The sequence below is a fragment of the Novosphingobium sp. BL-S-33 genome (assembly GCF_056857025.1).
The window spans coordinates 1,239,935-1,253,702 of the sequence record NZ_CM166474.1 but is presented as its reverse complement, the minus strand read 5'-3'; the positions used below and the strand labels follow the sequence as shown (position 1 = coordinate 1,253,702).

Here is a 13,768-nt window from a genome sequence, read left to right as displayed (position 1 = left end):
GGCTGGATGCACTTGGGTAAATCCATTCGTTCAGGACAGCGCCGCGTCCCATTCGTCCTGCTTGAAGCCCACCAGCAGCCCGCCCGGATATTCGACGACCGGACGCTTGATGGTGCTCGGCTGCGCCACCATGATCGCGATGGCCTTCGCCGCATCGAGGGCGGCCTTGTCCGCGTCGGGCAGCTTGCGGAAGGTGGTGCCCGCGCGGTTCAGCAGCTTTTCCCAGCCCGCCTCCGCCACCCATTTTTCGAGCCGGGCCGGATCGGCGCCTTCCTTCTTGTAGTCGTGAAACGTGTAATCCGTACCGCGCGCGTCCAGCCAGTTACGCGCCTTCTTCACGGTGTCGCAGTTGGGGATGCCGTAGAATTCAAGGCTCACGAGTCGGTTTCCCTTTCGAAGTGGCGCACCCGCGGCTCGTTGCAGGCGAAGAGCGTATAGTTCTGATAATAATGCTCGCGGCCCTTACCCTGCACTTCGGCGTGGGCGGCCACGCGCCGCCATGCCAGCGCGGCGGCTTCGTCGGCCCATTCGGACAGGGCGATCACTTCGCCGTCGTCGCCGGTGTAGCTCTTGAAGGCGAGGAAACCGGGCTGTGCGCGGGCCAGCACCTCCATCGCCTCGGCATCGGCGGAATAGGCTGCGGCATCGATATCGGCACGCTTGCGATTGCGGAATACGACCAAGAACATAGCCCGCTCATGGCCTCTCGCGGCGCATTCGGCAAGCATGTGGCGCGCCGCGCATGCTGGACAAACCGAAGATTGCGCGCCAGAGCGCGAGGCCATGAGCGTGAACACTTTCGGCCGTCTTCTGCGATTCACCACCTGGGGCGAGAGCCACGGACCGGCCATCGGCGCCGTCGTCGACGGGTGCCCGCCGGGCCTCGCCATCGACGAGAGTGTGATCCAGCCCTTCCTCGACGCGCGCCGCCCCGGCCAGTCGAAGTTCACCACGCAGCGGCAGGAGCCGGATCAGGTCCGCATCCTTTCGGGTGTGTTCGAGGGCAAGACCACCGGCACGCCCATTTCGCTTATGATCGAGAACGTCGACCAGCGCTCGAAGGATTATTCGGACGTCGCCAAGGCCTATCGCCCGGGCCATGCCGACTATGCCTATGACGCCAAGTACGGCTTCCGCGACTATCGCGGCGGCGGCCGCAGTTCCGCGCGAGAGACCGCCAGCCGCGTGGCGGCGGGCGGCGTGGCGCGTCTGGTGATCCCGGAAGTGGCGATCCTCGCCTATGTCTCGGAGATCGGCGGCGACGCTATCGATAGGACGAACTTCGACGCGGCCGAGATCGGCAACAACCCGTTCTTCTGCCCCGACGCAGAGGCCGCGAAGCGCTGGGAGAAAATCGTCGACGATGCGCGCCTTGCCGGATCTTCGGTCGGCGCGGTGGTCGAATGCGTCGCCACCGGCGTTCCCGCCGGCTGGGGCGCGCCGCTCTACGGCAAGCTCGACGCCGATCTGGCCGCCGCGATGATGGGCATCAACGCGGTGAAGGGCGTGGAGATCGGCGACGGTTTCGCCGCCGCGCGCCTGACCGGCGAGCAGAATGCCGATCCGATGCATCCCGGTGTTGGCGGTCCCGAATTCAGCGCCAACCACGCGGGCGGCATTGCTGGCGGGATTGCGACCGGCCAGCCGGTGGTGGTGCGCGTGGCCTTCAAGCCGACCAGCTCGATCCTCACCCCGCAGCCCACGATCACCCGTGAAGGTGAGGCGACCGAACTGTTCACCAAGGGCCGCCACGACCCCTGCGTCGGCATTCGCGGCGTGCCGGTGGTCGAGGCGATGATGGCGCTGGTGCTGGCCGATCACAAACTGCTCCACCGCGGCCAGTGTGGCTGATTTCGCGAGGCTGAGGTGATCGCCCTTCGCCCCGAGCAGGACGGCGACGCCGCAGCCATTGGCGCGCTGGTGACCGCCGCCTTCCTTGGCGCCGAGCATTCGAGCGGTACCGAAGTCGCCATCGTCGATGCCCTGCGCGCCTCTGGCCAGCTCACCGTCTCGCTGGTGGCAGAGGAGGATGGCGTGATCGTCGGCCATGTTGCCTTCTCGCCCGTCATGATCGATGACGCGGATCTGGGCTGGTTCGGCCTCGGCCCGGTGGCGGTCAGCCCGGATCACCAGCGAGGCGGCATCGGCGCCCGGCTGATCGAGGCCGGCCTTGCGCAATTGCGCGACGCCGGTGCGCAAGGCTGCGTGGTGCTGGGCGATCCGGCCTATTACGCCCGCTTCGAGTTCGAGAGCGATCCCACCCTCGCCTATCCCGGCGTGCCGGCCGAATACTTCCAGCGCCTCGTCTTCGCCGGGACCGCTCCCACAGGCGAAGTTGCCTATCACCAGAGCTTCGCCGCAAGCTAACCTTCCTCCCCTGCAAGGGGAGGGGGACCGCCAAAGGCGGTGGAGGGGTATCCCCCTCTCGATAGCATGGCACCCCTCCGTCATCGCTTCGCGATGCCACCTCCCCTTGCAGGGGAGGACCGGAGTTCGCCGGCAAACTGCGCCGTAGATTGGGCAAGCTATCAGCCCCCTCACACAACCGATCCGTCATCCCCGCGAAGGCGGGGATCCCGCTTTTCTTGAGCCCCGGCGCAAGGAAGCGGGGCCCCCGCCTTCGCGGGGGCGACGAAGGTGTTTTGGGATTACGTCCCTCACATCGCCCCTCTCCAAACCGCTCAGGCTGAACTTGTCGAAGCCCCCGCAGGCGTGGCGCAAGGCCTCACATCCTTCGACAGGCTCAGGATGAGCGGGAGTAGGGTTAGAGGTATCCGCCCTCAATCCAGCTTCGCGTCCGGCAGCGGCGCCGTGCGCGCCTCCAGCCTGCCCTCGCCGCGATAGACCAGCGCGCAGCTTGCGCTGCCGGCGCAGAACTGTTGCACCGGCGCCAGCGCGCGGGCGCCGTAGCGGTAGGTCAACTTGCCTTCGGTGATCTCGAACCCGGAAATGTCGCGGATGCGGTGTTCATGCGCGAACATTACCGCATGGCCCTGCTTTACCGGCGCCCAGAACGACCACTGATCGTAAAGGCGGTGGTGATAGCGGAACTTCATGTCGCCCTGCGCGCGGTTGTCCAGCGAGGTAGGCCAGCTGTTGCAGGCGGCCAGCGATGCGCAGGCCGCTGCCAGCAGCGCAAGTCGTATCGTCTTCATACCTCCCCCTAAACCCTCTTTCCGCATCGCCGCACGGATTTTCGCAATCGCGAGCATTTTATCGACAGAAACGTTCAATCCATCGCCAGTGATCGGCCAATCCGATCAACCCAATCGGATCAACACCCTACACATCGGCGCCCCGTCCGCCTATCTCGGTCCTCGAAGTTCAACACCCAATCGAGGGAGAATACATCCATGGGTATCATCGGCAGCACCATCAAGCCTTTCAAGAACACCGCTTTCCAGGCCGGCAAGGGCTTCTTCGACGTCACCGACGCCGACATCGCCGGCAAGTGGGCCGTGTTCTTCTTCTACCCCGCCGACTTCACCTTCGTCTGCCCGACCGAGCTGGAAGACCTGGGTGAACAGTATGCCGCACTGCAGGGCATGGGCGTGGAAGTGTACGGCGTTTCGACCGACACGCACTTCAGCCACAAGGCCTGGCACGACACCTCGGACAAGATCGGCAAGATCCAGTACGCGTTCCTGGGCGACCAGAACCACGCGCTGACCGAAGCCTTCGGCGTTCTGCGCGAAGATTCGGGCCTGGCCGACCGCGCCACTTTCGTCGTCGATCCCGAAGGCGTCATCCAGATCATGGAAATCACCTGCGAAGGCGTTGGCCGTAACGCTGTCGAACTGGTCCGCAAGATCAAGGCTGCCCAGTACGTCCGCGCCAACCCCGGCCAGGTTTGCCCGGCCAAGTGGGAAGAAGGCGGCGAGACCCTCGCTCCCTCGCTTGACCTCGTCGGCAAGCTCTAAAAACTACGCGATCCCACGGGTCGCGTGCTGAAGGTGCGCGGCCCGGGGCCTCCCTCCCCCCGTGCCGCGCCCCCATGCCCCCAAGCTATGGCGCGCCGGTAAGGAACCTGTCCCCGGGCCGCCCCTTTCGTCACACTGATTTCAAAGGACCTGACTCATGCTCGACGCCGCTCTGAAGCAACAGCTCTCGCAATATCTCGCCATGCTGCGCGAGCCGATCGAGCTTGTCGCCTCGCTGGGCGACGACGCCAAGTCGGCCGAGACCCGCGAGCTGCTGACCACCATCGCCTCGCTCTCGGACAAGGTAACCGCCACTTTCGACGGCGACGATGCCCGCCGCCCCAGCTTCATCGTGCGCCGCGCTTCGGACGCCAGCGCCTGGGTGCGCTTCGCGGGCTTGCCGCTGGGCCACGAATTCACTTCGCTCGTTCTCGCCCTGCTGTGGACCGGCGGCCATCCGCCCAAAGTCTCTGACGAGACTCTGGAGCAGATCCGCAATCTGGAAGGCAGCTACGAGTTCGAGATGTATTTCTCGCTCTCCTGCCACAACTGCCCGGACGTGGTGCAGGCGCTGACCTTGATCGCGCTCAACAACCCGCACGTGAACGCCACCCTGATCGAAGGCGGCGCGTTCAAGGACGAGGTCGAGGGACGCGGCGTCATGGCCGTGCCCGCCGTGTTCCTGAATGGCGAGATGTGGGGTTCGGGCAAGATGGGCGTGGAAGAAATCCTCGCCAAGCTCGACACCGGCGCCGACGCCAAGGCCGCTGCCAAGCTAGCCGAGAAGAAGCCTTTCGAAGTGCTGGTCGTGGGCGGTGGCCCCGCCGGTGCCTCGGCCGCGATCTACACCGCGCGCAAGGGTTTCAGCACCGGCATCGCGGCGGAACGCTTCGGCGGGCAGGTGCAGGACACCATGGGCATCGAGAACTTCATCTCGGTCCCCTACACCGAAGGCCCGAAGCTGGCCGCCGCGCTGGAAACGCATGTTGGTGAATACGACATCGACGTGATGAACCTGCAGCGCGCCGAAAAGCTGATCCCGGCCAAGGAACTGGGCGGCTATCACGAGGTGGTCTTCGCCAACGGCGCTTCGCTCAAGGCGCGCTCGCTGGTGCTGACGACCGGTGCCCGCTGGCGCAACCTGGGCGTGCCCGGTGAGGCCGAGTACAAGAACAAGGGCGTGGCCTACTGCCCGCACTGCGACGGTCCGCTGTTCAAGGGCAAGCGCGTGGCGGTGATCGGCGGCGGCAACTCCGGCGTGGAAGCGGCGATCGACCTTGCGGGAATCGTCGGCCACGTCACCCTGATCGAGTTCGACAGCCAGCTGCGCGCCGATCAGGTGCTGGTGGACAAGCTGCGTTCGATGAAGAACGTCGTGATCCTCACCAGCGCCCAGACCACCGAAGTCACCGGCGACGGTGAGAAGGTGAACGGCCTGCACTATAAGGACCGCGCAAGCGGTGTGGAGCATAAGGTCGAGCTGGAAGGCGTGTTCGTCCAGATCGGTCTGGTGCCGAATACCGAGTGGCTGAAAGACAGCGGCGTTGCGCTCTCACCGCGCGGAGAGATCGTGATCGACGACAAGGCGGCGACCAACCTGCCCGGCATTTTCGCGGCGGGTGACGTGACCACCGTGCCGTACAAGCAGATCATCATCGCCATGGGCGAGGGATCGAAAGCGGCGCTGTCGGCCTTCGACTACCTGATCCGCAACGAGGCGCCGGTCGCGGTTCTCGAACCGGCCTGAAAATAGAACACCCCCCGAGCAAGCGGGCGGGCGCCGAAAGGTGCCCGCCCGTTTTCGTTTGCGCGTTTGAAATCCGCCGGACCGCGCGGATACATTCGGGAGACCTTTGGCTCGGCAAAAGCCGCAAGTTTGCGCCAAAAAGCTGCTGTTCCGGTTTCGCCTACATTGCCGCCGTAACTTTCCACCGGCATATCACCTGAATGCTGCCGCGTTTTCTCAATTGGTTTAGCCGGAAATCAAGTTCGCGCGCCGCGTTGGACGTGCTGGAAGCTGGTCTTAGTGTCGAACCATCGGATCGTGATCTGTCACGCGTCGTGCCGATCATACTCCCGTTGGAATCGCTGAGTGCGGCATGGCCCGGCCCCATTGTCCAAATCGGCGAGCTTCCATTCTGCGTAGCATGGGCGACATGCGGCGAAATGAACAGCTTCTTCTACGTTACCGAGCGCGAAGCTCAGTTCTGGGACGATGTCGGTGTTGATTGGCGAGCAGCGGCACTCGAAAACCTCTCAAGAATATCCGCAAGCCGTCCGGCTTCCGGTGCAAAACTAGACGAAAACGGCGTGCCGTTCGTGAAGGTCATGCTGCACGACGATGCCATCGGCCCGTCGCGTCTCCTGCTACCGCATTTGTTCGATGACATTCTTGGCGCAGACTATGAAGTAGCGCTTCCAGAGCAGACATGTGCCATCGCCTATCGAAAAGACTTGTCACCTGGCCAAGCGTCCGACGTGCACGGTTTGATCACCGGATGCTATGAACATGGCACGGAGCCGATGAGTCCTGAGAGATTTCAGGCAAGTCGCTTCTGGCAGTTTGCTGAGGACGATCATCAATGAATGGCGGCAATCCTTCGATTTAATCCGAAAGCGGTCCGTCACTTTCCCCCACATTACCGCCCTTCAAATCCGCTCAGGATGAGCGGGGTGTGGGAATAAGCAGCATGAGTGGAACGGGGGAGAGCCATGGCGCTTTCCGCTCGCCCCCGCAGTTCCCGCCTTCGCAAATACCTGCCGAAACCGAATAGCGATTTAGGAAGGCGTAGCTGGCGACTAAGGAGTTTTACGGACGCTCTAATTTTTCGTTCGCCGCGTTCGAGAAAATCCTGCACCTACAAGAATATTGTTGCCCGCGCGCCACAGCATCTCGCTAATATTTCACATTATTTACAATGTCGCAGAATTCTGTTGCGCAGCAACATGGCGCAAGTGACGCTCCCAAGTACCCGATTTAGGGGACAATCTTGAGGGGTCGTTACATGAATATGCGTAACTTCCATTTGCATTGCAGCATTGCCGCACTCACTCTCGGGGCACTGGCCATGCCCGCTACCGTCCAGGCACAAGACACCGCATCGGACAACGGTCTGGATGCTCCCGCACAGGCCATCATCGTCACCGGATCGCGCATCCGCCAAAACCCGCTCGATAATCCGAGCCCGGTGGTCACCGTCAGCAACGAAGATATGGCCCGATCCGGCCTCTCCTCCATCGCCGACGTGCTGCAACGCCTGCCCAGCGCGGCGGGCGGGCTCAACACCAAGGTCAACAATTCGGGCAATATCGGCAATCCGCAGGACGGCGGCGGCGTCGGCGCGGGCACCAGCGAGATCGATCTGCGCTACCTCCTCGCCAAGCGCACGCTCGTGCTGGTGGACGGCATGCGCTACGTGAACGCCACGGCCGCGAGCGGCATTCCCTCCACGGTCGACCTCAACACCATTCCCGCCAGCCAGATCGAGCGGATCGAGGTTCTGCAATCGGGCCAGTCGCCGCTCTATGGCTCGGACGCCATCGCCGGTGTCGTCAATATCATCACCAAGTCCGAGCAGGACGGCCTGCGCGCCTCGGGCCAGTTCGGCACCTATCGGCAGGGCGACGGACATACGCAGAACTATAACGTCAGCTACGGCGTCAAGGGGCCGACCACTTCGGTGGTGTTCGGCGCCAGCTACGTGAAGCAGGACAAGGTCAGCACCGCCGACCGTTCGATCTCGCAGTTCCCCAATCCCGGCCAGACCTCCTGTCTCGACCCGCGCGGCGGCTGTTCGTCGGCAGCGGTGAACGGGCGCATCGTCTTTAACGAAGGCAACCCTTCGCTGCCCGCGGGCGGCAGCATCACTCCGCGCAACCCGCCGCTGACCACGCAGGGCGTCTATGACCCAACGCTGGTCGGTGGTGACTTCCGCGCCTTCACCGATGCGGACCGCTTCAACTTCTCGCCCTACAACTACTTCCTGACGCCGCAGGAGCGCTATGGCGCCTGGGTCAGCGCCAAGCAGGAGCTGACCTCCAACATCACCTTCCGCGCGAAGATGGTCTACAACCATCGCAATTCGCAGAACCAGGCGGCCTTCCTGCCGCTCTTCGTCGGGCCGGACGCGGGCAACGGCAACTTGCTCGACACGGTGTCGATCGACGCGACCAACCCCTACAACCCCTTCGGCATTACCCTGAATTCCGGCGCGAACGGACAGCCGGCGACTTACAGCTTCATCGCCCGCCGCCTGGTTGAGGCCGGGCAGCGGACCTACACCCAGCACGTCGACACGATGACGGCCAACGCATCGCTGGACGGCAGCTTCCATATCGGCACGCGCAAGTTCTACTGGGACGTGAACGCCGCGTTCGGCTGGAACGACGCGAACCAGACCTTCACCGGCAACGTCAACGCGGCGAAAGTGGCGCAGGCGCTGGGGCCGCTGGCGGACTGCACCGGGGCCTGCGTACCGCTCAATCTGTTTGGCGGCGAAGGCTCGATCACACCGGCCATGCTCGACTACATCTCGTTCACCGAGCATGACCGGTCGAGCCAGCGCATGCAGGACTACACCGCCAACGTCACCGGCGATCTGTTCGACCTGCCTGCAGGGCCGGTAGGCATGGCGGTAGGCTATGAGCACCGCTATCAGTTCGGCTCGTTCACGCCCGATCCGATCATCCAGGCGGGTCTGGGCGCCGACATCCCGGCACAAGCGGCGGCGGGCAGCTACAATTCGGACGAGTTCTACGGCGAACTGCGCGTCCCGATCCTGAAGGACACGCCGTTCTTCCAGCAGCTCGAAGCGGACGGCGCGGTGCGCCACGCCAACTATTCGACCAGCGGATCGAGCACCACGTTCACCGCCACCGGCCTGTGGAAGCCGGTGTCCGACCTGCTGCTGCGCGCATCCTATGCCGAGGGCTTCCGCGCTCCGGCGATCGGCGAACTGTTCGGCGCCCAGTCCCGCGCGGACGCGCCGATCAACGACCCCTGCACCAATGTCGACGGCTCGCTCTGGCAATCCTCGCAGACCGTGCGGAACAACTGCATCGCCAACGGCGTGCCCGCAAGCGGCAGCTATCAGGAACCGCAAGGCGGCCAGATCGGCACGCTGACCGGCGGCAACGACACGCTGAAGCCCGAAACCAGCAAGACTTGGCTGTTCGGCGGCGTCTACAGCCCAGCGTGGGCGCGCGGCGGATTTGCCCGCAACCTCAGCCTTGAGGTCAATTACTACGACATCAAGGTGAACGACGCGATCTCGGCGATCAACCCGCAAGTCACGCTGTCGCGCTGCGCCGAACTGGGCGATCCCACGGCCTGCGCCAATGTGATCCGCACGCCCAGCGGCATCATCTCCCGCGTGGTCGGCCTGCTCCAGAACATCGGCGGGATCCGCACGCAGGGCATCGACATCAGCCTCAACTACACCTCGCCCGAGACCGGCGCGGGCACCTTCGGCCTGTCGTTCAACGCCAACCGGCTGCTCAAGTATACCGAGACTTTCCCGACTGCGGATGGCTCGGCCACGATCAGCTACAAGGGCACCACGCGCGGCTTCCCGGACCAGTCCTATCCGGAGTTCAAGGGCACCGGCATCCTGTCGTGGTCCTACGCCGGGGTCGATGCCTCGTTCACCGGCCGCTATATCGACAGCGTGGTGGAGAGCGACGGCCACAAGATGAGCGACCGTTTCTATGGCGACATCCAGCTCAGCTACACGCCGAGCTTCATGGACAGCGCGCTCACGTTCACGGTGGGCGTGATCAACCTGTTCAACACCGATCCGCCGGCCTGCAACACCTGCACCGGGCCGAACTACGACCCGACGACGTATGACGTGCCCGGCCAGTTCGGCTACTTGCGCGTCTCGGTGAAGATGTAACGAACCTGTTTCCCGGCGCGGGAGTTCCTTCCGCGCCGGGTGCAACGGTTGACGACAGACGGGGCCGGACCAACCCGGCGCACCGACGCTCCCCATCCCGCCCCCTTCGTCATTGCGAGCGTAGCGAAGCAATCCAGAGCGGTTTGCGCACGCTCTGGATTGCTTCGCTACGCTCGCAATGACGAAGGTTGGGAAGGTGCGGAAGGCCCGGTTTAGCCCCCGCCCTCCGACTACCGGCGCTTTTTCAGCACCACATAGAGCGCGCCCTGCCCACCATGGCGGCGATGCGCGCCGCGTACGGCGACGATGTCGAAAGCATGTTCGCTCGCCGCCAGCCAGTCGGCGATCTTGGCGCGGATCGCGCCGCGCGCGGTGCCGCGATCCATGGCGTCGACCGGGCGCGGCTTGCCGGTCACCACCAGCACCACCCGCGCGCCCATCGACTTGGCCTGCGTCAACCCGTGCATCAGCCGCAGATAGGCCTGATCGAGGCTCGATCCGTGGAGGTCCAGACTGAAATCCGGCGCCAAGGTGCCCTTGGCGATGCGCTTTTCCCACGAACCGTCGAGCTGGAGCGCCCCCGGCCCGGCCGGTTTGGGCGGCGCCGGTTTCGGCACCAGCGGCGGCGGGACGCGGCCCTTGACCTTCTTCGGCGGCAGCGCGGCAGGCGCGGCCACGGCCTTTACCTCCACGGGTTCGGCAGGCGCAGGCGCGGGCCGACGCTTTTCGAGCGGCGTCACCGTCCGGGCGACTTGCGCCCAGACTTGTGCTTCCTCCGCTGTCAGTCGTCGTACCGGTCTTCTCATCTAAGCCTTCTTACTCGATCACGGCTGCAAACGCGCGAGCGTACCCTTGGGCACCAGCACCAGCGCATCGCCGCGACCGCTCATGCCACCAGCCGTCAGGCGTGCCTGATCGCCCGCGCCCCAGAACGTGTCGAAGCGGTTGGCGCCCTTGATCGCGCCGCCGGTATCCTGCGCTATCCATAGCCCGCTGGCCTCACCGCGATCCAGCGCCAGCCAGACCGGCGCGCCGAGGGGCACGAATTGCGGATCGGCCGCGACCGAGGCATGGGCGCGCACCGGCACGCCCAGCGCGCCGAGCGGCCCGGCGCCGGTCAGCTCGCGGAAGAACACCCACGACTGGTTGCGGCGCATCAGGACATCGCCTTCCACCGGGTGATCGTGGATGTACTGGATGATCCCCTGCATCGAGCCCGGATATTGGCCCGGCCCGGTGCCCACCAGCCCGCTGTCGCGCATCACCGCGCCGATGCCGGTATAGGGAAGCCCGTTCTGCCCGGCATAACCGATCCGCATCACGGTGCCGTCCGGCGCCCGCAGGCGACCCGAGCCCTGAACCTGAAGGAAGAAGAATTCGACCGGGTCATGAACCCAGGCGATCTCCAGCCCCTTGCCCGCCAGCGCGCCGTCCTCGATCTGCGCGCGGTCGAAATAGGGCACGAACAGCCCGTTCTCGTCATAGCGGCCGAGCGGCATCTGGCCCTTGGCATTGGGCTGGGCATCACCCGGTCGCGCGCGGACGAGATCGGCCGGCATGCCGTAGACCGGCACTTCATAGCCCGGCAGGTGCGTGCGCGATCCGGCGATCTCGGGCTCGTAGTAGCCGGTCGCGAAGCCGCGCCCATCGCCCACTTTCACCGCCTCGAAATAGGTCTGGAAGAACTGCACGGCGGTACCCGGCCAGGTGGCAGCGGCGGTGCAGGCGGTCTGCCAGTCGCCGGGGCGGGTCAGGCCGCTGGCGTCATTGCGCTTCGAAACGCTGGGGCAGCTTTCGCGGAAAGAGGCCAGCGCGGCGGCGCCGTCGGCCGCGCCCACCGGAAGGTCGGTGATCGGCGGCCCCGCGCGCACGCCCAGCGCGACGGCATTGGCCGGAGGCGGCGTCCCGGGAGGCGTTGTGGACGGCAAGGTCGGCGAGATCGGCGGCCGCGACACGCTGCCGGGACCCGCACCGCTGGGAACCACCTGCGCGCAGCCGGACAGCAGCACGCCATAGAGCAGCGCCCCCGCGAGCGCGCCAAACCGGACGGGGAAACTCTTCCGCCGCGTCATCCCTGCTGCCTGCAAGATCGTCCTCCGCACCCCAAAAGGCCGCAAAAAAGCCCTAAAAACAAAGGGGCCGGACCTTTCGGCCCGGCCTCTCAATCCTTGTGGGATCAGGTCGTTGAAATCAACCGCCCTTGCGGCATTCCGTGACGGAAGCGAGTCGGTTGAACCTCGGAATCCGGAGCGTCAGCCCGCGTCCGTCTCGTCGAGCAGCCAGTCGGGGCCGGTGGCATCGACGTGGCGGCTGAAGGTCCAGATATCGACCGCCTCGATGGCGTCGTCCAGCGATCCTGCGATCACATGACCTTCGGCATCGCGCGTGACGGCGGCAATGTCCGAACGGAAGCGAATGGTGATGCGGGCAAGGCCGTTATCGACCCCGGCCGCCGAAATGGCCGCTTCCTCGATCCGGATCAGGCGGTTGTCGAGCGTTTCGCCCGCCGCCAGACGCGCATCGATGGCCGCGCTGAAGCTGTCATAGACATCGCCGTCGCAGAGCGAACGCAGTTCGGCCTTGTCGCCCTTCCAGAAGGCTTCAAGGATCAGGCGGTAGGCGCTGCGCGCGCCTTCGAGGAACGCGAAAGCATCGAAACGACGGTCGGCATTGGCGATTTCGCCAAGGCCACGCTCCACCGAAGGCGGGGCGAGCGGCATTTCGCGCTGACGCGGTGCGAAGGGCTGGCGATCCGTCGGCTTGGCGTCGGGCTTGGCCTCTGCCTTGGGCTGCACGGGGACGCGCGGCGCACCGGGCTGGCCCTGGCGGCCTTCGAAGCGTCCCTGGATCGGCTCTTCCTCATGCTCGGCACGGCGGCCGAGTACCGAATAGAGCCGCAGGCCAAGAAAAGCTGCGATCATGGCCAGGATCACGATTTCCGGTGTCACGTTCCTTTGTCCATCCTTTGCTTGGACGCTATATCTTCGGATGCTGCGCGCCTTGGACAGTGCGGGCAAAAGACGAATCGCCCGCATCCGCGAGAAGTCAGGCACGCGCCCGGAAGCGTCATCATAAACCCAGATAGGTACAGTTTACAAATGAACAACGCGTGAGCGCGGCAATCGGGGATTTTTTTCGCCGAAACGCCCGCTGCGGCGGTTCCTTTGCGGTAAAGCTCTGCGACTAACGCCCGAAACCGGCCCAACCTCGCCCTGTATGCGGTGGGCAATGGCCGCCTGCCTCGGCGAATCGCGGTTAAAACTGCGCAACAAATTCGGCCCCGCGCCTTTCCCAGCCTGCGAAAATGCTCTAGGCGCCCCGCCAGACTTCATCCGTATCCTTATAGACGGGACACAATCGAAATGGCCGACGAAGGCAACGTCATCTCCGACATCAACCTCGGCACCGGCGAGGACAACGCGCCGACCGCCGGCATCATCTCGCAGTACGTGAAGGACCTCTCGGTCGAGAATCCGAACGCGCCGCAGAGCTTCTCGTGGCAGGCCGCGCCGCAGGTCGACATCCAGTTCAACATCGGCGCCCGCCCGATCGACGGCGAAGTTCACGAAGTCGAACTGAAGATCACCGTCGCCGCCAAGGCCGACGAAGGCACCGCCTATGTCGTGGACCTCAGCTATTGCGCGCTGATCGGCATGCGCAATCTTGATGAGCCCAGCATGCACGCGTTCCTCTACGCCGAAGCGCCGCGCATCATCTTCCCGTTCGCCCGTCGCGTCGTTGCCGATGCCGTGCGCGATGCCGGCTACCCGCCGCTGATGCTGGAGCCGATCGATTTCAACGGCCTATACTTCCAGCAGCTCGCCGCCCGCCAGCAGGCCGAGGCCGAAGGCATGGGCGAGCCGGTCGGCCACGCCTGAGGCTTTCGCCGCAGTGACTTCAAGGCCCGTCCGCTCCCATCCCGCAAGGGCCACGGGGCGGGCGGGCCTTTTGGCG

13 protein-coding genes are annotated in these 13,768 nt (G+C 64.8%); 7 read left to right on the top strand and 6 right to left on the bottom strand.

The genetic code is table 11. From position 1 onward, the window contains the following. Nucleotides 1-30: 30 nt before the first annotated feature. The gene (locus tag AC1VVM_RS05860; protein WP_482956097.1) at nucleotides 31-378 is read right to left on the bottom strand and encodes an ArsC family reductase; all 348 of its coding nucleotides are present in this window, start codon (nucleotides 376-378) and stop codon (nucleotides 31-33) included. Continuing rightward, the gene (locus tag AC1VVM_RS05855; RefSeq protein ID WP_132388374.1) at nucleotides 375-689 is read right to left on the bottom strand and encodes an antibiotic biosynthesis monooxygenase family protein; all 315 of its coding nucleotides are present in this window, start codon (nucleotides 687-689) and stop codon (nucleotides 375-377) included. Before AC1VVM_RS05855 ends, AC1VVM_RS05860 begins: the two co-directional genes overlap by 4 nt. Before the next feature lie 94 nt (nucleotides 690-783). On the opposite strand from AC1VVM_RS05855, the gene aroC reads away from it, so the two are divergent. Then, complete coding sequence (gene aroC / locus AC1VVM_RS05850; RefSeq protein WP_482956096.1) at nucleotides 784-1,851, top strand: chorismate synthase; 1,068 nt, start codon at nucleotides 784-786, stop codon at nucleotides 1,849-1,851. 15 nt (nucleotides 1,852-1,866) lie between these two features. Continuing rightward, on the top strand, nucleotides 1,867-2,367 hold the full coding sequence (locus AC1VVM_RS05845) for a GNAT family N-acetyltransferase (RefSeq protein ID WP_482956095.1): 501 nt from the start codon (nucleotides 1,867-1,869) through the stop codon (nucleotides 2,365-2,367). A 413-nt stretch (nucleotides 2,368-2,780) separates the two neighbouring features. Here AC1VVM_RS05845 and AC1VVM_RS05840 read toward each other — a convergent pair whose 3' ends face one another. Continuing rightward, nucleotides 2,781-3,155, bottom strand: coding sequence for a hypothetical protein (locus AC1VVM_RS05840; RefSeq protein ID WP_482956094.1), 375 nt, complete (start codon nucleotides 3,153-3,155; stop codon nucleotides 2,781-2,783). A gap of 198 nt (nucleotides 3,156-3,353) precedes the next feature. Between AC1VVM_RS05840 and ahpC the strand changes: the two genes are divergently transcribed. From ahpC to AC1VVM_RS05820, 4 genes are all read left to right on the top strand, one after another. Next, entirely contained in the window at nucleotides 3,354-3,920 is a 567-nt protein-coding gene (ahpC, locus tag AC1VVM_RS05835; protein WP_132388366.1) for an alkyl hydroperoxide reductase subunit C, read from the top strand. 157 nt (nucleotides 3,921-4,077) lie between these two features. Next, entirely contained in the window at nucleotides 4,078-5,667 is a 1,590-nt protein-coding gene (gene ahpF / locus AC1VVM_RS05830; RefSeq protein WP_482956093.1) for an alkyl hydroperoxide reductase subunit F, read from the top strand. Nucleotides 5,668-5,867: 200 nt separating this feature from the next. Beyond that, complete coding sequence (locus tag AC1VVM_RS05825) at nucleotides 5,868-6,506, top strand: hypothetical protein (RefSeq protein WP_482956092.1); 639 nt, start codon at nucleotides 5,868-5,870, stop codon at nucleotides 6,504-6,506. A gap of 419 nt (nucleotides 6,507-6,925) precedes the next feature. Next, nucleotides 6,926-9,814, top strand: coding sequence for a TonB-dependent receptor domain-containing protein (locus AC1VVM_RS05820; RefSeq protein ID WP_482956091.1), 2,889 nt, complete (start codon nucleotides 6,926-6,928; stop codon nucleotides 9,812-9,814). A 230-nt stretch (nucleotides 9,815-10,044) separates the two neighbouring features. On the opposite strand, the gene AC1VVM_RS05815 is transcribed toward AC1VVM_RS05820, so the two are convergent. From AC1VVM_RS05815 to AC1VVM_RS05805, 3 genes are all read right to left on the bottom strand, one after another. Further along, a complete protein-coding gene (locus AC1VVM_RS05815; protein ID WP_482903117.1) occupies nucleotides 10,045-10,620 on the bottom strand; it encodes a Smr/MutS family protein in 576 nt (191 codons plus the stop codon). Between the two features lie 18 nt (nucleotides 10,621-10,638). Further along, nucleotides 10,639-11,886 carry a murein transglycosylase A gene (gene mltA, locus AC1VVM_RS05810; RefSeq protein WP_482956090.1) on the bottom strand — a complete coding sequence of 416 codons (1,248 nt, stop codon included), beginning with the start codon at nucleotides 11,884-11,886 and terminating at the stop codon, nucleotides 10,639-10,641. 180 nt (nucleotides 11,887-12,066) lie between these two features. Continuing rightward, complete coding sequence (locus tag AC1VVM_RS05805) at nucleotides 12,067-12,762, bottom strand: Tim44/TimA family putative adaptor protein (protein WP_482903115.1); 696 nt, start codon at nucleotides 12,760-12,762, stop codon at nucleotides 12,067-12,069. A 414-nt stretch (nucleotides 12,763-13,176) separates the two neighbouring features. Between AC1VVM_RS05805 and secB the strand changes: the two genes are divergently transcribed. Next, nucleotides 13,177-13,692: a protein-export chaperone SecB gene (secB, locus tag AC1VVM_RS05800; protein WP_132388352.1), complete on the top strand. Its 516-nt coding sequence runs from the start codon at nucleotides 13,177-13,179 to the stop codon at nucleotides 13,690-13,692. Nucleotides 13,693-13,768 lie beyond the last annotated feature (76 nt).